The organism is Terrabacter koreensis (genome assembly GCF_054783315.1).
Map to the genome: position 1 here is coordinate 223,834 of NZ_BAAGQU010000011.1, position 18,621 is coordinate 242,454.

An 18,621-nucleotide genomic window follows, 5' to 3' on the forward strand; every position below is an offset into this window, starting at 1 on the left:
CGAGGTGTCAGGAGCGTTACGACCCGACGCCACGCGCGCAGATGAGTCCAAGGCTTGACCTTCGACCGGGTCGAGGGGTCAGGGTGGCGCCCATGCCGCAGACGCCCGACCCCGACACCCTCCTCACGATCGGTGAGGTGGCCCGCGAGAGCGGGCTGACCGCGAGCGCCTTGCGCTTCTACGACCGAGAGGGTGTGCTCGTGCCCGCCGCCGTCGACGGGCTCAACGGCTACCGCAGGTATGCCGTGCCGCAGGTGCGTGCGGCACGGCTCCTCGCGTCGCTGCGCCGGGTCGGGATGCCCCTCGCGGAGGCGGCCCTCGTGCTGGACGAGGACGCCCGGGGCGCGGCAGGCGCCGCGGCGGACGTCGTGCGGGCCCACGAGCAGCGGCTCGTCGACGGACTTCGTGATGCCCGACGTGAGATCGCGCGGACGCTCGCACTCCTCGACGAGCCCCGCGGGGACGCCGTCGAGGCGCAGCCCTCGGATCGGGTGGTCGTGGCGGCGGCCGACCTCGCTGCTGCGGTCACCGCCGTCCGGTTCGCGGTGGCCCCGGCCACACCGGTGGCCGGCACGCGCGACGGGCTCGACCTCAGCGTGCTCACCGGGGTCCTCCTCGAGCTCGGCTCCGACGGGGTGCGCCTCGTCGCCACGGACCGCTACCGCCTCGCAGTCTCTCTCGCGGTCGGTCTCGGCCCGAGTGCTTCGACGGCGCAGCCGGGTTCGGGAATCTCTGTGGGACAGGCCGACTCGGCCGTCGTGCCGGTCCAGTGGGTCGACGAGGTCGTCGCCGCCTGCCGGGCGGACGAGGGCGCACAGGTCGTCGTCGAGATCGCTCCGGGGCGGGCCGTGGCGACCGTAGGGGGCGAGACCGTTGCGACCCCGCTCGTCCCCGGGGCCTTCCCCGACTACCGGAGCTTCATCGACCCGGGCCTCCTGTCCTTCGCCGACGGCGAGGTGTCCGGCCACGCCGGCACGGTCGACGTCGCGGCGCTCCAGCCGCTCCTGCCGGTCGAGGCACAGACGGTCGGGCTGGTGGTCCGGGAGGGCACGGTCCACCTCGCCGGCGTCCCGGGCGCCACCGGGGCGGAGGTCTCCGTGGCCGACGTCCACGTCGACCCCGAGTTCCTCCACGAGGCGCTCGCCGTCGCGGGCCCCTGGGCGACCCTCGTGCTCGACGGGCCGCACCGACCCCTCGCGATCCGTGGCAGCGGGGTCGGCTTCTCGGTTCTCATGCCGGTGGCCGTGCCGTGAGCGTGCTCGTCCACCTCTGCCGCGGCTGTGACCACCAGCAGGCCTGGCACGAGGGCGGCAACGGCGGCTACACCCCGTGCCGCTGCTGCCGCGCGGGCACCGCCGATCCCGACCCCGCGCCGACGCTGCTCCCGACGGCCGGCTCGCCCGACGGCATACGCGAGGGTCTGTGGCCGCCCGGCGCCCTGCGCAACGCGGGCACGATGCACGCCGCACGCACCTGCGCGTGCGCCGCCTGCGAGGCGACGTTTCGCGAGCTGGGGGCCGCCACGCGGGGTGCGCCGGGCGTTCCGGCCCGCGACCCGCGGAGCGAGCCGAACCGCGCGGCCGGATGACGCGTCGAGAGCACCCCTCGGCGGCTCCTAGACTGGTGGGGTTGTCCGGCCGCTGACGTAGTGCGGCACCGATAGGAGGAATGCCGTGATCGTCGCCACCGGGATCGAGCTGCGTGCAGGTGCCCGCCTGCTGCTCGAGGACGCCAGCTTCCGCATCGACTCCGGCGACCGCATCGGTCTCGTCGGGCGCAACGGTGCGGGCAAGACCACCCTGACGAAGGTGCTCGCGGGGGAGGGGATGCCCGCGGCCGGCACCGTCACGCGTACGGGCGCCGTCGGCTACCTGCCGCAGGACCCCCGCACCGGCGACCTCGAGATCCTCGCCCGCGACCGCATCCTGTCGGCGCGGGGGCTCGACACGATCGTGCACCAGCGCGCCGAGGCCGAGGCCCGCATGGGCAGCGACGACGAGAAGGTGCGCGACAAGGCGATGCGCAAGTACGCGCGTCTCGAGGTCGAGTTCGAGGCCCAGGGTGGGTATGCCGCGGAGTCCGAGGCCGCGTCGATCGCGAGCGCGCTGGGCCTCGAGGAGCGCATCCTCAGCCAGCCGCTGCGCACGCTGTCCGGTGGTCAGCGCCGTCGCGTCGAGCTCTCGCGGATCCTCTTCTCCGGCAACGAGACCCTGCTGCTCGACGAGCCGACGAACCACCTCGACGCCGACTCGATCGTCTGGCTGCGCGAGTACCTGCGCGCCTACAAGGGTGGCCTCATCATCATCAGCCACGACGCCGAGATGCTCGACGCGGTGGTCAACAAGGTCTACCACCTCGACGCGAACCGCTCCGCTCTGGACGTCTACAACGTCAGCTGGAAGACCTACCTGCAGCAGCGCGAGACCGACGAGAAGCGGCGCCGCCGTGAGCTGCAGAACGCCCAGAAGAAGGCGGGGGCCCTGCTCGCCCAGGCCGACAAGATGCGCGCCAAGGCGACCAAGGCCGTCGCGGCGCAGAACATGGCCAAGCGGGCCGAGCGCCTGCTCGCGGGCGTCGAGGGCGAGCGCGTGCAGGACAAGGTGGCCAAGCTGCGCTTTCCGAAGCCGGCCGCCTGCGGCAAGACGCCGCTGCGCGCCTCGGGTCTCTCGCGCTCCTACGGCTCGCTCGAGGTCTTCACCGACGTCGACCTCGCCATCGACCGGGGGAGCAAGGTCGTCGTGCTCGGCCTCAACGGCGCCGGCAAGACGACCCTCCTGCGCATGCTGGCGGGGGTCGACGCGCCCGACACCGGCGAGGTCGAGCCCGGCCACGGCCTGCGGCTCGGCTACTACGCGCAGGAGCACGAGAACCTCGACGTCGACCGCTCGGTGCTCGAGAACATGAAGTCGTCGGCGCCCGAGCTGGGCGAGACCGAGGTGCGCAAGGTGCTCGGCTCGTTCCTCTTCTCCGGTGACGACGTGCTCAAGCCCGCCGGCGTGCTGTCCGGTGGCGAGAAGACCCGCCTGTCGCTCGCCATGCTCGTCGTCTCGGCGGCGAACGTGCTGCTGCTCGACGAGCCGACCAACAACCTCGACCCGGCGTCGCGGGCCGAGATCCTCGGGGCGCTCAAGACGTACGAGGGCGCGGTCGTCCTCGTCACCCACGACGAGGGTGCGGTCGATGCCCTCGAGCCCGAGCGCATCCTCCTGCTGCCCGACGGTGTCGAGGACCTCTGGGGACCCGACTACAAGGACCTCATCTCGCTGGCGTGAGCAGGTCGCGTGATTCGGAGCGGCTGGATAATCAGACGTTTTGGATCACATGATGGATGGTTATTGTATCGCCGGGCCGGCCTGGCGACACTGTCTGTCATGCCCAGCGACCACCACCTCAGCTGCCCGTTCTGTGCGGGCGACGACGTGACGCCCTTCCCCGACCCCACCGCCGCGTGGTCGTGCCTGGACTGTGCGCGCGTCTTCCGGGTGGAGGTCGTGCAGCCGGCGTCGGTGAACGGGTGGGGGGTCATGCGGGTCGTCCCGCCCGTGGCCACGTCTGTCGGCACGTCTGTCGGCACGTCTGTCGGCACGGCTGTCGGCACGGTCACGTCGGCACCCGCGGCTGCCTGAGGTGACCGGTCGGTAGCCTGCGTCCATGACGCACCCCCACCTCCGGGTCGAGACCGACGGGCCCGTCCGCACCATCACCCTCGACCACCCCGAGAAGCGCAACGCCCAGACGCCGTCCCTGTGGGCGGCGCTCGCCGACGAGGCCCGCTCCCTTCCCGAGGGCGTACGCGTCGTCGTCCTCCGCGGGGCGGGTGACGCCTTCTCCGCCGGCATCGACACGGCGATGTTCACGCCGGAGGGCGTGCCCGGCGAGGAGAGCGTGGCCCAGCTCGCGGCGGGTGGGCCGGAGGCGATCCAGAGGGGCATCGCGGCCTACCAGGAGGGCTTCACCGCCTGGGGCGAGTGCCCCGCGGTCGTCGTCGCCGAGGTGCACGGCTACGCGATCGGTGCCGGCTTCCAGCTGGCCCTCGCGGCCGACCTGCGCGTCGCGGCACTCGACGCGTGGTTCGCCATGCGCGAGACGAGCCTCGGGCTGGTGCCCGACCTCGGCGGCACGGGCCCGCTCGTGCACCTCGTCGGCTACGCCCGCGCCCTCGAGATCTGCGCGACGGGCCGCAAGGTGTCCGCGCCCGAGGCCCTCAGCATCGGGCTCGTCGGCTCGCTCGCCCCGGCTGCCGACCTGGCCGAGACCACCGGGTCGCTCGTCGAGGCGCTCCTCGCTGCACCGGCTCCCGCCCTGCGTGCCCTCAAGCCGCTGCTGCGCGGGGCCGTCGACGCCGACCGTGCCACCCAGCTGGGGCGTGAGCGAGAGGCCCAGACCGGGCTGCTGCAGGCGATGCTCGGCGGGTTCGGCGCCTGACGCGCGGGCCTTCTTCCGGCCTGCTCCGGAGCCTGCTTCCGGCGCCAGCTTCCGGGCCTGCTCAGCGGCCCCGGGTGGGGTCGGGGAATCGCTGTCACCACCTCGCGGTTGGATCGGAGGAGGACAGGAGGTGGTTGCGTGGGCATGCAGCCGTGGATGGCGATGAGGTCGATGTCGCGCGACTCGTCGGTGGCCGAGCAGTCGCTGCGACCGGGCACGCGTCGACGCGTCCTGACGTATGCCGCCCCGTACAAGAGGGCGATCGCCGCCTTCCTCGCGGTCGTGGTGCTCGACTCGGTGCTGGTCGTCACCGTTCCGCTCCTGCTGAAGAGCCTCGTCGACGACGGCGTCATCCCGAAGGACTCCTCCGTCGTCGTGCGGCTGTCGATCCTCGTGGCGGGCATCGCCCTGCTGGACGCCCTGTTGACGGTCGTGTCGCGGTGGTTCTCCTCGCGCATCGGCGAAGGGCTCATCAACGACCTGAGGACGCAGGTCTTCGCCCACGTGCTGCGCCAGCCGATCGCCTTCTTCACGCGGGCCCAGACCGGCTCGCTCGTGTCACGTCTCAACAACGACGTCGTCGGCGCGCAGCAGGCCTTCACGTCGGTGCTGTCGAACGTCGTGTCCAACATCGTCTCGGTCGCGCTCGTCGTGGGCGCCATGCTGGCCCTCTCGTGGCAGCTGACGCTCAGCTCGCTGCTGCTCGTGCCGCTCTTCCTCATCCCGGCCAAGCTCATGGGCAAGCGTCTCGCGGGCCTGGCCCACCGGCAGATGACGCTCAACGCCGACATGGGCACCCGCATGACCGAGCGGTTCAACGTCGCCGGGGCGCTGCTCGTCAAGCTCTTCGGCAACCCCGTCCGTGAGGAGGCCGAGTACGCCGAGCGTGCCGGTCGGGTGCGCGACATCGGCGTCCAGATCGCGCTCAACCGCACGGTCTTCATGGCGGCACTCACGGCGGTGGCTGCCCTTGCCACCGCCATGGTCTACGGCTTCGGCGGCGTCATGGCCGTCAGCGGCACTCTCTCCGTCGGCACCCTGCTCGCCCTCGCCGCGCTGCTGGCCCGCCTCTACGGCCCGCTCACGTCGCTGTCCAACGTGCGCGTCGACATCATGACCGCGCTCATCTCCTTCGAACGGGTCTTCGAGGTCCTCGACCTCGAGCCGCTCGTCAAGGAGCGTCCCGGCGCCGTCGACCTGCCCGACGGCCCGCTCGCGGTCGAGCTCGACGACGTCTCGTTCCGCTACCCGTCCGCCGACGAGGTGTCGCTCGCCTCTCTCGAGTCCGTGGCCTCGGGCGACCGGCGGGGCAGCGGCGTCGTGCTCCACGACGTCTCGCTCAGCGCACCGGCCGGGCACCTCGTCGCGCTCGTCGGCCCGTCCGGCGCCGGCAAGACCACCCTGACCTCCCTCGTCTCCCGCCTCTACGACCCCAGCGAGGGCTCCGTCCTCGTCGGTGGTCGTGACCTGCGCGACGTCACGATGTCGTCGCTGCGCGACCGCATCGGCGTCGTCACGCAGGAGGCGCACCTCTTCCACGACACGATCCGGGCCAACCTGCTCTACGCCCGTCCCGACGCGAGCGACGACGAGATCCACGCCGCTCTTCGCGCGGCCCAGATCAGCGACCTCGTCGCCGCGCTGCCCGAGGGGCTCGACACCGTGGTCGGCGACCGCGGGCACCGGCTCAGCGGCGGCGAGAAGCAGCGCCTCGCCATCGCCCGCCTCCTGCTCAAGGCGCCTGACGTCGTCGTGCTCGACGAGGCCACCGCCCACCTCGACTCCGAGTCCGAGGTGGCTGTGCAGCGCGCGCTCGACGCCGCCCTCGAGGGCCGCACGTCCATCGTCATCGCCCACCGACTCTCGACCATCCGCCAGGCCGACCTCATCGTCGTGCTCGACCACGGGCGGGTCGTCGAGACCGGCAAGCACGCCGAGCTGCTCGCGGCCGGTGGGCTCTACGCCGACCTGCACGCCACCCAGTTCGACGACCGGGCGGTCAAGCACGCCGATCGCAACGGGCGGGTGCCGGCCCCCAGCCGTCCCACCGACGCGCTCGACCACGTCTGACGGCTGAGGCGTCGACCAGCCGACCGCCTCAGGGCGAGACGCGCTCCTCGAGCCCGGCGGCGAGCCCGGCGATGGTGGCGAGGTCGACGAGGCCGCCCAGGGTGTGCGCCAGCCGTCGGCGTCGCACCGGGCCGAGCCGCAACCGCAGGTGCACGCGGGTGCCTTCCGCGCCGGTCGCGGTCAGGCGAAGGCACCACGTGAGGTGCGTCCGCCCTCGTGTCGAGCTGAAGAGCACGTGCGACTCCGGCACGAGCTCGGCCACGGTGAACGTCGCGTCGGCCCCGCCCCAGTCGGGGATGACGTCGCCTTCCGCCAGTGCCTGGTAGGCCGGCTCGATGCGCCGCAGGGCGCGGCGGGTTTTCGGCACGAGGCGCTCCACGGCGCGCGGGAGGTACCAGCCCGCGCGCTGCTTGCCGAGCTGCACGAGCCACGGCCACACGCGTACGGGAGGGGCCGACAGGGTGAAGGCGCGGTCCATCACGACGTCGGCTGCCACGACCTCGTCACCGGGCAGGGTGGCTCGGCGCTCTGCCGGTGTCGGACGGACGAGCAGCCGGTCGGCGAGGGACGGCGCGGGCAGGGCCATCGTCAGGCGTCCTCCTCGTCCCAGATGCGGACCTTCTTGGGCTTGGCCGGCGCGTCCGCGCGTTCGGTGCCCTCGGTCGCGCCCTGGGCCTCCCGCCGGATCGCGAAGACGACGAAGACGAGACCGCCCGGCATGAAGAGCCACCACTGGTAGGCGTACGCCTGGTGCGGGCCGAGATCCTCCTCGGGACGGGGCAGCACGCGTACGGGGTGGTCGCCTGCTCGTGCAGCGGGCGACTGCGCACCGAGCACGACGTACGCGTCGAGACTGCTCAGCGACGGCACCTGGGCTCGCGCGTCGCCGACGTTGATGCTCGCCAGCTGCGGGCGGGGGAGGTCGCGCCCGAGGCTGACCTCGCCGGTGCGCAGCCAGCCCGTCACCTCGACGCTGCCCGTCGGCGGCGGGTCGACCGTCGGGCTCGTCTCGGCGTTCTCGGCGTTCGGCACCCAGCCGCGGTCGACGAGGACGGTCACGCCTTCGGTCTGGAACGGGGTCAGCACCTCGAACCCCACGGTCTGGTCGAGGGTCCGGTTGCGCACGAGCAGGTCGGATCCGGCGGCATACGTGCCGGTGAGCGTGACCCGGGTCCACTGCCGCTCCTGCGGGAGGCCCGAGCCGACGAGCGCGGGCGAGAAGGCGGCCGGGGCGGCCCCGTAGTTGCGGGCGATGGCGTCGACCTTGGTGCGCTGCTCGACGTGGCGGTGCCACTGCCAGAGGCCGAGGTAGAAGCACGCGACACCGAAGAGGACCGCCACGAGGGTCCCCAGCAGCCATCGCCGCGTCAGCCAGAGTCGAAGCACGCATCGACGGTACCCGGCGTGGGGAGCGGGCCGGACGACCGGTCGCGCCGTCAGGTCCTGCTGATCTGGCCGGTGTCGCACTCGCCGGTGTCGAACTCGCCGGTTTCGGCCAGCGTGCTGGCCACCGTCTGGAGCTTCGCGTTGAGCTGGTTCGAGGCGTGCCGCAGGGCGTCGAAGGCCTGCTCGGGCGTGAGCTTGAGACGTTCCATGAGGATGCCCTTGGCCTGACCGATGACATCTCGGGTCAGCAGCGCCCGGCTCAGCTGCTGCGTCTGGTCCTGCAGGTGGTCCCGCTCGCGGACCACGGCTGCCGCCATGGATGCGTGGGCCGCGAGGACGAGCCCGACCTGCTGGGCCTCCGCACTGAACGCGGCAGCCCTGTGGCCGTAGGTGTTGAGCGAACCGGTCGTGCCCGTCCGGGCCGGGTCCGCACCGGCGGCCGCGCCTGCGGCCGCGAGACGGAAGGAGGCCGCCGAGCAGGCACCCAGCTCGACCGGACGTGCGCCGAGGACCGGCCACCGGGCGTCGGGGAACGACGGGGCGTAGACGACCGGGGCATCGACCGCGTCCAGGCAGGGACCCTCGCCGGCGCCGTACTGGGCCCGGTCGACGGCGGAGGCCTCCGGGGCAGTCGTCGCGGCTGTGCGGCAGGTGCCGTTCTCGACGAGGGTGACGCTGGCGATCGCGCACCCGGCGACCGTGTCGACGGCCGCATCCGCGATGCGACGGAGCACGGCGTCGTAGGAGTCTGCGCGGTAGAGGTTCTCGGCGATGGCGGCGAACGTCGCGGCAAGGCGGGTCGTCGGGTTCGCCTCGAGCCGTCGGCCGGCGGCCTCGTCGCGGGCTCCGGCGGCGAGCTCCCGGGCCTCGTGCGCCTCCTCGCGCGTCTGCCTCGCCTCGTCGCGGGCTGCGCTCGCCTCGGCCCGCTCCGCTCGCTCGGTCGCGTCGGTGGTCATCGCGAGCTCGGCCGCCCGGCGGTCCAGAAGGCGTTCCCGCGCATCGAGGGCCGACTCGCGCGCGTCGGCGGTCAGGTCGCGCACGTCCGCTGCTGCGTCCCGTTCGGCAGCCAGCTCGTCGCGCCAGTCGGCGACGAAGTCGCGCTTGTCCGCGGCCCACTGGCTCTGTTCGTCGGGTGAGTGGCCTGCCACCGGATCCGCCTCCTCGTCCACGAGGGCCCTGACTGGACTCTATGCCCGCCGCGACTGCCGGGCCCGCCGGTCCGCAGAAGTCAGCTGCCGAGCAGGATCTCGAGCTCGAGCTCGTGGTCGATCGGCAGCCCGGCACGGTCGCGAAGCGGCAGGGTGGGCTTCAGCTCCCGGGCCGCCCGGACGGCATACCTGTCGAAAGCGCAGAGGTCCATCCCGACGTGCTGGTAGACCAGTCCCGTGCGCCGTCCGCCGAGCAGCGCCACGTAGCCCGACAGCCCGGTCGCGTCGATGAGCTCGCCACGGCGGGCGACGCTCGTCGAGGTCCAGTCCCGGACCAGGCGTTCGCGCACCCACCGACGATCGGGTGGCGCCAGCGGCCGGATCACCGGGTCGGCTGCACGGGACACCCTTCCAGTGTCCCGCGCAGAGCGAGGCGCTGCTACGAGGCCGCCGACTTGACGGCGAGCACCGGGCAGGTGGCCTCGAGCAGGATGCGCTGGGCGGTGCTGCCGAGGAGGAGCTTGCCGACGGGGGTGCGGTGCCGCAGCCCGAGGACGATGAGCCTGGCGTCGTGCTGCTGGGCGATCTGCACGACGGCCTCGCTCGGGTCGGTGAGCGGCGAGTGGCCGACCGTGACCGTGAGCCCGGCCTCGCGGAGCCGGTCCGCCGTGTCGCCCAGCTCGCCCAGGACCTCGTCGGTCGTGGGCGCCCGGTGCCGCGGGTCGGCCGCCACGACGACGAGGTCGTCGGCGGTCAGGAGGGCCTCCCGGCCGGCGTGCGCCAGTGCGGCTCGGCCGGCCGGGGAGGCGGAGTGCACGGCGACGATGGTCATGAGGCGCTCCTGGTGGGGTCGGTGGGTCGGCGCGGGAACAGGGGAACGGGCACCAGCCGTCGGGGACGGCTCATCCGAGCAGCCCCGTCGGCAGGTCGACCGGGATCAGCGAGGGCAGGGCGATCAGCGCGAGCCCCAGGACGAGTGTGTAGACGATCGTCGTCCGGGTGCGCGCCCGGGCGATGAAGAGCAGGTACGCGGGGACGAACACGAGCACGGCCGCGAGGTAGCCGACCACCATGACGAGCGACAGGAAGGCGATCATGACCGCGAAGGTGCGCAGCGCCGTGGCGACGGTGCGCGACTCCTGCAGCCCGGACCGCATCCACCGCTTGCGGTGACGCAGCTCCTGCACGAGCAGCACCAGCCCGACGAGGAGCCCGGCGACGGACACCAGGCGGGGAAGCAGTGCGGCCTCGGGGGAGAAGCCGCTGCTCGCCCAGAGCGCGCCGGCGAAGACGAGGAGGGCTCCGACGGCCACCGACAGCGACCAGGGGGAGTTCTTCAGCAGCCCGTCGGTCTCGGCCTCGTCGTCGGAGTGCATGAGCTGTGCCGCCGCTGCGTGTCCGTCGTCGGACGCCAGGTCGCGCCGGCGCCGCACCAGCTTGACGAGCGCCCACAGGGCGGGCCCGACGAGCACCGCGAGGAAGACGATGACCCACGGCCGCGCCATCCACCCCAGCCCGTCGTTGAGCGAGGCGGTCAGGTAGTAGTAGCGCTCCATCGGGATGGCGAGGACGAAGCCGATGAGGAACGGGGCGCGGGGCGAGTCGGTGGCCTTGAGGACCCACCCGACGACGCCGAGCAGGATCATGACCCAGAGGTCGCCGATCTGCGCCTCGCCCTGGAAGGCGCCGAGCAGCATGACGACGAGCAGGCCCGGGCCGAGCACGGCGAAGGGCACCTTGGTCAGCCTGGCGAGCGTCGGCGTGCCGAGGAAGCAGAGGAAGGCGCCGACGACGCTGGCGATGGCGAAGCACCAGATGATGAGGTATATCAGGTCGAGGTGCTCGGTGACGATGGACGGGCCGGGCTGGATGCCGTAGGTCAGCAGCATCCCGAGGAGCATCGCCGAGGGGACGCCGCCGGGGATGCCGAAGAGCAGCGTCGGGATGAGGTCGCCGGCCTCGACGGAGTTGTTGGCGCTCTCGGGTCCGACGATGCCGCGCGGGTCGCCCTTGCCGAACTTGCGCTTGTCCTTGGACGTGGCGACGGCCTGGCCGTAGGCGAGCCACGTGCCGGCGGTGGCCCCGACGCCGGGGAGCACGCCGGCCCAGATGCCGATGAGCGACCCGCGGACCACCTGGGTCCAGTGCGTCAGCCACTCGCGGATGCCCGCGCCCCACCCGCCACCGAGGGCGACGAGGTTGCGGCTGGTGCGGCGCTGGCCCACCCGGGTGGCGATCTCGGCGAGGCCGAAGATGCCGAGCGCCACGGCGACGAGGGAGAGGCCGTCGCCGAGGAAGAGGCTGCCGCCGGTGAAGCGCTCCTCGGCGGTCGTGGGGGAGGTGCCCACCATGCCGAGCAGGAGGCCGAGCAGGCCGCACAGCACACCCTTGACGACGTTGCCGCGGGAGAGGACGGCGGCCAGTGAGACGCCGAGGACCGTGAGCATGAACAGCTCGGGGCTGGCGAAGGAGAGCACGAGCGGCCGGGCGAGCGGGATGGCGAGGGTGAGACCGAGGGCGCCGATGATGCCGCCGGCCATCGAGGAGAGGAAGGCCAGGGACAGGGCGCGTTTGGCCTGCCCCCTCCTGGCCATGGCGTAGCCGTCGAGCATCGTGACGCTGGCGGAGGCCGACCCCGGTGCGCCGAGCAGGACGGCGGACACCGTGTCGGACGTGTGGACGACGGCCAGCGCGCCGATGAGCAGGGCGAACGCCTGGGCGGGCTCCATGCCGAAGGTGACCGGGAGCAGGATGGCGACCGCGCCCGTGCCGCCGAGGCCGGGGATGAGGCCCATGACGAGCCCGGCGGCGACGCCGACGAGGAGCATGACGAGCAGGGAGGGTTGTGCGAGGGACGCGAGAGCACTCAGCGCTGAGTCGAACATGGCAGCCTCAATCGATCGTGACGTTGTAGGTGGAGGTCAGCAGCTGCACGACGTGCTCGCGGACCTCGGGGCTGACGGTGTATGCCGCCTCGATGCGCTGTCGCAGGTCGGCTCCCGCGTCGAGGGGGTAGCCGCCGAGGACCTTCTTCGCGGCCTTCTGGAAGGCGGGCGAGGCGCCGAGCTTCTCCGCCGACGTGCGGAGGAGCTCGACGGCTTCGGGCGGCGTCTCGGGCTGGACCCAGAGCCCCTTCTGGTACGTGTAGGTGACGCCGAGGACGGTCTTGTACGCCTCGAGCTTGGGACCTGTCGGCTTCGTGCCGTGGAGGGTCTCGTAGGCCTCGACGACCGTCGGCAGGTCCTTGAAGTTCGCGTCGCGCACGACGTTGCGGTTCTCGTCGAGCTGGCCGAGCGAGAAGAGGGCGACGGCGCTCTTCTCCTCGAGCAGCGTCTTCACGGCGGACGGGTAGGCGGAGGTCGTCTGGTAGTCGATGTCGATCTCGCCGCGCTGCAGGGCGAGGTTGACCGGGCCGCGACCCTCGAAGCCGAAGATGGCGCTGACGTCCATCTCGAGCAGGTCGAAGGCGAGCAGGGTCGTGAGGTCGAGACCGGTCGCGGCGATGCCCCCGAACTTCAGTGGAGCCTGGCGGTCGACGACGTCCTTCAGGCCCGTCACGCCGGCGGCGGTGCGGGCGTAGACGACGGCACCGGTGCCGTTGGCCAGCACGGGCACGAGCTCGGTGAAGTCGTAACGGACGGCCTGCTTCCTGAGCAGCCACGGGACCACCGTGGTGGCCGTGCTGACGAGCAGCTCGGTGCCGTCGGCGCGGGCCGAGCTGACGAAGTGGTTGGTGCCGGTGATGCCCTCGCCGCCGGCCTCGTTCGTCGGGGCGAACCCGGGGGAGCCGGGGATGGCGTGGGCGAGCTGGGTGCCGATGAACCGGGCCCACGTGTCGGTGCCGCCGCCCTCGGCGAGCGGGATGAGCAGCTCGACGGTCTCGCCGGCGTAGTCGCCGTCGGCGGTGGAGGCCGGCGGGTGGAGGAGGTCGCTGCCGAGCAGGGTGCCGGCAGCGGCGAGGAGGGCGAACCCTCCCATGACGGCGAGGGCCGTCCTGCGGCTCGGCAGGGGAAGGTCGTCGCCGGACTCGTCGCCTCCGGACTGGTCGTCTCCGGACTGGTCGTCGGCGGCCTCGTCGTCGGCGGCCTCGTCGCTCGGGGACGGCAGGGACTCCTCGTCGGGCGCTGGGGGCGACGAGGGTGGCGGGGCACTCGTGGCTGCCTTGTCGAGCCAGGGGAGTCTGGCGCGGGTGGAACGGTTCATTGCTACGACCTTCTCTCGGACGGCGCTGTGCCGGAATGGTCTGCGGCCTGCTTTCGGGCCGTCGGTGCGTTTCTGTCGGTGTGCTGACTGCGCTCGCGCGGGCTTCTCGTCAGGCGATGGCGCGCGGTCGCTCGGGTGTGGCCGAGGCCACCGCGGGCAGCTCGATGGACCCCTCGACGAGGCGTCGGTAGGTGCGGACGGCGGAGACGACCGGCTCGCCCTGCTCGTGGGAGTACGTGGTGGTGACGAGTCCGGCCGGCGTCAGCATCGAGAAGCCGTCGACCGGGTCGGATGCGTCGGGCAGCAGCCCGGACACCACGGTCCCGTCCTCGCGGGCAGCGAGCGTCAGGGCGACGCTGCCGGTGATCGGGAGGGCGGGGTGGACCCGCCCCATCGACAGCATCCGGACCACGAGGTCGGCGCCGGCCTCCAGCTCGCCGGCATCCGGAGCCGCCACGAGGGCCAGCTTCGGGACGGCACGTTCGGCCGCTTCGGGAGACTCGGCGAGTCCCATGGCGACCGCGCCTGCTCGACGGACCGCGTCCAGCGTGGCGAGCAGGTCGGAGCGGGCATCGAGCTGGGCCGGTGTCTCGCGGGCGGTGATCCCGAGGTCCGTCGCTCGCACGACGACGACGGGGGCGCCGGCGTCGACGAGGCTGGCCGTGACGCGTACGTCAGCGGCCACGAGCGTGTCGGCGGGGGACCCCGTCGGGAAGAGCGCGCCGGTGCTGCGGCCGGCCGGGGAGACGAACCCGAGGTCGACCCGTGGGCCGGGGCCGGCGACACCGGGGATCGTCGTGGTCGGTGTCTCGTCGAGCACGCCGTCACGGGTGCGGACGTCCTGCACCATCACCTGGCCGGTGTTCGTGTTGAGCACCCTGACGCGGGTGGTCGTGCCGGTCGGGGTGACCCAGCCCTGCCGCAGCGCGAAGGGAGCGACGACGGCCGAGCAGTTGCCGCAGTTGCTGCCCCAGTCGACCTTCGCCTCGTCGATGCCGACCTGGGCGAAGGTGTACTCCACGTCGATGCCGGGACGGTGCGACGGGCTGAGGATGACGGCCTTGCTCGTGGTCGACGTCGCACCACCCACGCCGTCGAGCTGTCGGGGGTCCGGGCTGCCGAAGAGGCCGAGGAGCGTGGCGTCGAGGGTGCGGCCGGGAACGTCGAGGTCGGCGCGCCGGAAGACCCAGCACTTGCTGGTGCCCCCGCGCATCCAGGTGGCCGGTACGGCGCTCATGGTCACTCTCCAGGTGAGGTCGGTGTCTGACCGTTCCCAGAGTGGAGACGTCGGAGATGTAGCACCAGCACGTATTTCTGAAAGGGGATGTAGCAGGGGTTAACCCATCTGGCAGAATGGTCCGCCAAAACCGGTTGGTCTGCTGGCTGCTCGTCGTCGCGTTGCGCCGATGACGGTGCGGCCCAATGACGGTAGGCATGTGTAGGGCGTGTTCGACATACTTAAGGCTCGTGTAGCAGCTCTTGAAGGAGATGATCGTCGTGGTGGACATCCGACGGCTCGAGGTGCTGCTCAAGGTCGTGGAGCAAGGGTCCGTCACCGCTGCGGCGGAGGCCATGACGTACACCCCCTCCGCCGTGTCGCAGCAGCTGCGCCGGCTCGAGCTCGAGGTCGGCATGCCGCTGCTCCAACGCCACGCCCGCGGGATGGTGCCCACCGAGGCGGGCCACGTGCTCGCCGTGCACGCGCGCAAGGTCTTCCGGCAGATGGCCGCGGCGGAGAGTGACCTGCGTGACATCGCCGGGCTCCGCCGCGGCAGCCTCGAGCTCGGCACCTTCCCCACCGTGGGCAGCAGCTTCCTGCCGCTGGCCGTCAAGCGCTTCCGTCAGCTCTACCCGTCGATCCAGCTCCACATCCGCAGCGCTCGCGAGGCCGAGCTCATCGAGATGCTCGAGGAGGGGAGCGTCGGTCTCTCGATGCTGTGGGACTACGAGTGGGGGCGCATCCAGTCCGACCAGCTCTCGCTCACGACGCTCTTCACCGACCCCACGGTGCTCGTGGTGGCCGCGGACCACCCGCTCGCCCGGCGGCGCCAGGTGTCGATGGAGGCGCTCGCCGACGAGCCCTGGATCATCCGGTCGAACGACCACCCCGTCGTCGAGGTGCTCGGTCGCAGCGCCCTGGCCGCCGGGTTCGAGCCGCAGATCGCCTTCCAGGCCAACGACTACCAGGAGGCCCAGGCCATGGTGAGCGTGGGGCTGGGGGTGGCGCTCGCACCGCGCACCGCGGTGGTGAACAAGCACCCCAACGTACGCATCGTGTCCCTCGGTGACACGGCTCCCCACCGTCGGGTACTGGTCGCGCATCGGCTTGACCGGGTGCGAGCGGCGACCGAGATGGCCTTCCAGCAGGTGCTCTCCGACATCTCGGCCGGCTACGACCCCGACACGGGCCGGGTGCTCGACGAGCCGGGCTCCTGAAGGGTCGGCGTCGTCCTCCCTGGCGGCGACCGCTCAGCCGAGGGTGTCGCCGTCGGAGGCGCTGTCGACGGTGAGGACGATGAGCGGGCTGTGCTGGAGCATCTCCGGCACGTCGGTGCGACGCCAGCGCCGGGCGGCCGCCTCGATGAACGGGCGTCGCTCCTCGGGATCGGTGAGCACCCGCGCGACCGCGGGCACGTCGGCGGCAACGGTCTGCTTGAGGTGGATCACGACGTGCGGGTCGGCCGCGATGTTGTGGATCCAGTCCCGCGTGCGGTCGGCACGCGGCATACCGGTGATGAACAGCTGGCCGTCGTCGTGGTGCAGGAAGATCTCGATGCGACGCTTCCGGCCGGTGCGCCGACCCCTGGTCGTCAGGTCGATGATCTGGCTGTGGAGCAACGCCGCTCGGGTGGACTCGCTCAGCGGGCTGTCGGGGTCCATGGCCTGATCCTCTCGACGGAACCGACCCGGCAACTCTAGGCGAGTCGCACGTCCCCGCACAGAAGCGGGACAGGTCCGGGCCACGGGAGGTTCAATGGGTTGTGGCCCGTCACCGGTCGAGGCGGTTCGCCTACTACGTGCCTCTCATCATCGCGCTGGCTCTGATCACTGCCGCGCTCATCGTCACTGCCGACCTGGCGCACCGGCTGGCGGACGCCCTCTTCACGTGGACACGGTCCTAGCCTGCCCGGAGCGACCACGCGTGACCCCGGGACAAAACGGGAAATTGTCATGACAAGGGCGGTCAGGATGTGGAGAATCTCCGGGTGATTCTCGACGCCGTCCTCCGCCACGCGCGCCCCCCGTCGCCCCTCGCCGGGCGCCTGTCGGTGCAGTCGCTGCTCTTCGCCCTCGGTGAGGGCACCTTCATGACGGGCTCCGCCGTCTTCTTCACCCAGATCGTCGGGCTGTCCGCGGCCCAGGTCGGCCTCGGTCTCACGTTCGCGGGGATCGCCGCGTTCCTCGCGGCACTGCCGATGGGCAAGCTCGTCGACCGCTTCGGCCCGAAGCGGATGTGGGCCGTCAGCGCGGCCGGCCAGGCGGCGATGTTCGCGCTGTGGCCGCTCATCGAGGGCTTCCAGGGCTACGTGGCGATGGCCGTCGGGATGGAGGTCATCGGCGCTCTCGGCGGGGCGGCATACGGCGCGTACACGATCGACGTGCTGCCGGCGGACGAGCGCGTCAAGTCACGCGCGTACATGTACTCCGCGCTCAACGTCGGCTTCACCCTCGGCTCGATGCTCGGCGGCATCGCCCTCGCGTTCCACTCGAACGACGTGCTGCACGCGCTCCCGTGGTTCACTTCGATCGCGTTCCTCGTCAACGCCGCCGCGATCACCCGCCTGCCCAAGGCCGCTCACGACGAGCGCACTCCCGAGGACCGGAGGACGAAGATCCCGGGGCCCGGCCCGCTGCGCAACCCGGGCTGGCTGCTCACGACCTTCTTCGGCGGCGTGTTCTGGACCAACCAGGTGCTGCTCAACGTCGTCATCCCGCTGTGGCTCGTCGAGAAGACCGACGCGCCGCGGGTGCTGCTGGCGTTCCTCTTCGGCACGAACACCGTCATGTGCATCTTCCTGCCGATGGTCACCTCGCGCGGCGTCAAGGACGTGCCGACGGCGCTCAGGGCGGTCCGGCTGTCCTCCGTGTTCTTCGTCGTGTCGTGCATCATCACGCTGGCCACGCACGACACCGTCGGCTGGGTGACCATCGCCCTGGTGTGGCTCGGACACGTGACGGTCACCGGGGCCGAGCTGTACCTGTCGGCAGCGAGCTGGTCGTTCGAGGCCGAGCTCATGGACCCCCGCCAGCGGGGCGCGTACCAGGGCGCCGCCGAGCTGAGCGGCACGCTGGGCCGGGTCTGGGCTCCGGCGCTCTACACGTTCCTCGCGATGAACTGGGGCGCCGGCGGCTGGCTCCTCATCGCCGGCATCATCGTGGTCGCCACCATCGGCATTCACCCGTCGACACGGCTGGCCAAGCGCTTCCTCGAGCGCCACGTGCCGGCGGACGTGCTCGACGAGGCGAGGGCGTCGGCGCCCGAACCCGACGAGGCGGTCGCGGCCCCCTCACTCCTGCCGACCGACACACCGGTGCCCGACCCCGATCCGATCCGCTGACGGAGGGGCCCCCGGGTCGGCCTCGGGGGTCCCGCGCGCAGGGCCGCGCGCAAGGCGTTGGGGAGTACGCCGATTCCGGCCGCGCCGCGCGTGCGCGTGGCTATCGTCTCGGCCATGACAGACCCCATGACGATGAACCGTGTCATCCACGCCGCCGTCCGGCGCGACCTCGACCGTCTCGCGTCCGCTCTCGCCTCCGTGCGCGACGGCGACCGGGCGCGGGCGCGGCAGCTGCGGGCGGCATACGCCAACCTCCACGACCAGCTCAAGCACCACCACGAGGGGGAGGACACGCACGTCTTCCCGTTCCTCGCCAAGGTGGAGGGCGCCACGGAGCTGGTGGAGGTGATGGAGGCCGAGCACCATGAGATGGCCGACGCGCTGGCCGGCGCCCGCACCGCGATCGACACGTATGCCGCGACCGCGACGAGCGGTGACGCCCACGCGGCCAAGGACGCCATCGTCGCGGCGAACGACGTCGTGGAGCGGCACCTGCACCACGAGGAGGACGAGCTCGAGCCGCTCATGCTGCCGCACATGGAGACTCCCGAGTGGAAGGTCGTGGAGAAGAAGCTCCGCCCGACGTCGATCACGGAGTCGGGGCGGTTCATGGCCTGGGTCCAGGACGGCATGGGTGAGCGAGAGCGCACCTACCTCCGGTCGACCATCCCGGTCCCGGTGACCTTCCTGCTCAGCAGGCTGGCCGGCAGGTCGTACCACCGGGACGTCGCGCCCACCTGGCAGTCCTCCACCTGAGTGTTCCCCTGTCGCCCGACGATCGAGCGACTTCACGCCCAAAGCCGCCGCCGGCGCGCGGACTGGCCCAGACT

Annotated in this window: 18 protein-coding genes; 9 read left to right on the plus strand and 9 right to left on the minus strand. The window is 72.0% G+C overall.

Going from position 1 to position 18,621, the window contains the following annotated elements; translation table 11 throughout:
- Positions 1 to 92: 92 nt before the first annotated feature.
- The 6 genes from ACYVNR_RS18770 (at position 93) to ACYVNR_RS18795 (ending at position 6,495) form a co-directional block, all read left to right on the plus strand.
- On the plus strand, positions 93 to 1,253 hold the full coding sequence (locus tag ACYVNR_RS18770; protein WP_461050098.1) for a DNA polymerase III subunit beta family protein: 1,161 nt from the start codon (positions 93 to 95) through the stop codon (positions 1,251 to 1,253).
- Positions 1,250 to 1,588, plus strand: a complete 339-nt coding sequence (locus ACYVNR_RS18775; RefSeq protein ID WP_461050100.1) for a hypothetical protein — start codon at positions 1,250 to 1,252, stop codon at positions 1,586 to 1,588. The genes ACYVNR_RS18770 and ACYVNR_RS18775 overlap by 4 nt, the downstream gene beginning before the upstream one ends.
- Positions 1,589 to 1,673: 85 nt before the next feature.
- On the plus strand, positions 1,674 to 3,272 hold the full coding sequence (locus tag ACYVNR_RS18780; protein WP_461050102.1) for an ABC-F family ATP-binding cassette domain-containing protein: 1,599 nt from the start codon (positions 1,674 to 1,676) through the stop codon (positions 3,270 to 3,272).
- A gap of 99 nt (positions 3,273 to 3,371) precedes the next feature.
- Positions 3,372 to 3,626 carry a hypothetical protein gene (locus ACYVNR_RS18785; RefSeq protein ID WP_045192390.1) on the plus strand — a complete coding sequence of 85 codons (255 nt, stop codon included), beginning with the start codon at positions 3,372 to 3,374 and terminating at the stop codon, positions 3,624 to 3,626.
- Between the two features lie 25 nt (positions 3,627 to 3,651).
- Positions 3,652 to 4,425 carry an enoyl-CoA hydratase/isomerase family protein gene (locus ACYVNR_RS18790; protein WP_461050104.1) on the plus strand — a complete coding sequence of 258 codons (774 nt, stop codon included), beginning with the start codon at positions 3,652 to 3,654 and terminating at the stop codon, positions 4,423 to 4,425.
- A gap of 144 nt (positions 4,426 to 4,569) precedes the next feature.
- Positions 4,570 to 6,495 carry an ABC transporter ATP-binding protein gene (locus ACYVNR_RS18795; protein WP_461050174.1) on the plus strand — a complete coding sequence of 642 codons (1,926 nt, stop codon included), beginning with the start codon at positions 4,570 to 4,572 and terminating at the stop codon, positions 6,493 to 6,495.
- Between the two features lie 28 nt (positions 6,496 to 6,523).
- Here ACYVNR_RS18795 and ACYVNR_RS18800 read toward each other — a convergent pair whose 3' ends face one another.
- The 8 genes from ACYVNR_RS18800 to ACYVNR_RS18835 all read right to left on the minus strand — a co-directional run bounded on the left by ACYVNR_RS18800 (position 6,524) and on the right by ACYVNR_RS18835 (position 14,469).
- A complete protein-coding gene (locus ACYVNR_RS18800; RefSeq protein WP_461050106.1) occupies positions 6,524 to 7,081 on the minus strand; it encodes a hypothetical protein in 558 nt (185 codons plus the stop codon).
- A gap of 2 nt (positions 7,082 to 7,083) precedes the next feature.
- Entirely contained in the window at positions 7,084 to 7,881 is a 798-nt protein-coding gene (locus ACYVNR_RS18805) for an SURF1 family cytochrome oxidase biogenesis protein (RefSeq protein ID WP_461050108.1), read from the minus strand.
- A gap of 50 nt (positions 7,882 to 7,931) precedes the next feature.
- Entirely contained in the window at positions 7,932 to 9,029 is a 1,098-nt protein-coding gene (locus ACYVNR_RS18810; RefSeq protein WP_461050110.1) for an ANTAR domain-containing protein, read from the minus strand.
- Positions 9,030 to 9,109: 80 nt separating this feature from the next.
- Complete coding sequence (locus ACYVNR_RS18815) at positions 9,110 to 9,436, minus strand: hypothetical protein (RefSeq protein WP_461050112.1); 327 nt, start codon at positions 9,434 to 9,436, stop codon at positions 9,110 to 9,112.
- A gap of 32 nt (positions 9,437 to 9,468) precedes the next feature.
- Positions 9,469 to 9,861, minus strand: a complete 393-nt coding sequence (locus tag ACYVNR_RS18820) for a universal stress protein (protein WP_458799849.1) — start codon at positions 9,859 to 9,861, stop codon at positions 9,469 to 9,471.
- A gap of 70 nt (positions 9,862 to 9,931) precedes the next feature.
- On the minus strand, positions 9,932 to 11,914 hold the full coding sequence (locus ACYVNR_RS18825) for a tripartite tricarboxylate transporter permease (protein WP_461050115.1): 1,983 nt from the start codon (positions 11,912 to 11,914) through the stop codon (positions 9,932 to 9,934).
- A 7-nt stretch (positions 11,915 to 11,921) separates the two neighbouring features.
- A complete protein-coding gene (locus ACYVNR_RS18830; RefSeq protein ID WP_461050117.1) occupies positions 11,922 to 13,232 on the minus strand; it encodes a Bug family tripartite tricarboxylate transporter substrate binding protein in 1,311 nt (436 codons plus the stop codon).
- A gap of 109 nt (positions 13,233 to 13,341) precedes the next feature.
- Positions 13,342 to 14,469 (minus strand): PrpF domain-containing protein, encoded by a 1,128-nt coding sequence (locus tag ACYVNR_RS18835; protein WP_461050119.1) that lies wholly within the window; start codon positions 14,467 to 14,469, stop codon positions 13,342 to 13,344.
- A 260-nt stretch (positions 14,470 to 14,729) separates the two neighbouring features.
- Here ACYVNR_RS18835 and ACYVNR_RS18840 point away from each other — a divergent pair, with 260 nt between their 5' ends.
- Entirely contained in the window at positions 14,730 to 15,668 is a 939-nt protein-coding gene (locus ACYVNR_RS18840; protein ID WP_461050121.1) for a LysR family transcriptional regulator, read from the plus strand.
- A gap of 33 nt (positions 15,669 to 15,701) precedes the next feature.
- On the opposite strand, the gene ACYVNR_RS18845 is transcribed toward ACYVNR_RS18840, so the two are convergent.
- Complete coding sequence (locus tag ACYVNR_RS18845) at positions 15,702 to 16,112, minus strand: nitroreductase/quinone reductase family protein (RefSeq protein WP_461050123.1); 411 nt, start codon at positions 16,110 to 16,112, stop codon at positions 15,702 to 15,704.
- Positions 16,113 to 16,438: 326 nt separating this feature from the next.
- Between ACYVNR_RS18845 and ACYVNR_RS18850 the strand changes: the two genes are divergently transcribed.
- Together ACYVNR_RS18850 and ACYVNR_RS18855 are read left to right on the plus strand one after the other, a co-directional pair.
- Positions 16,439 to 17,791, plus strand: coding sequence for an MFS transporter (locus tag ACYVNR_RS18850; RefSeq protein ID WP_461050125.1), 1,353 nt, complete (start codon positions 16,439 to 16,441; stop codon positions 17,789 to 17,791).
- Between the two features lie 114 nt (positions 17,792 to 17,905).
- On the plus strand, positions 17,906 to 18,547 hold the full coding sequence (locus ACYVNR_RS18855; RefSeq protein ID WP_461050127.1) for a hemerythrin domain-containing protein: 642 nt from the start codon (positions 17,906 to 17,908) through the stop codon (positions 18,545 to 18,547).
- Positions 18,548 to 18,621: the final 74 nt, after the last annotated feature.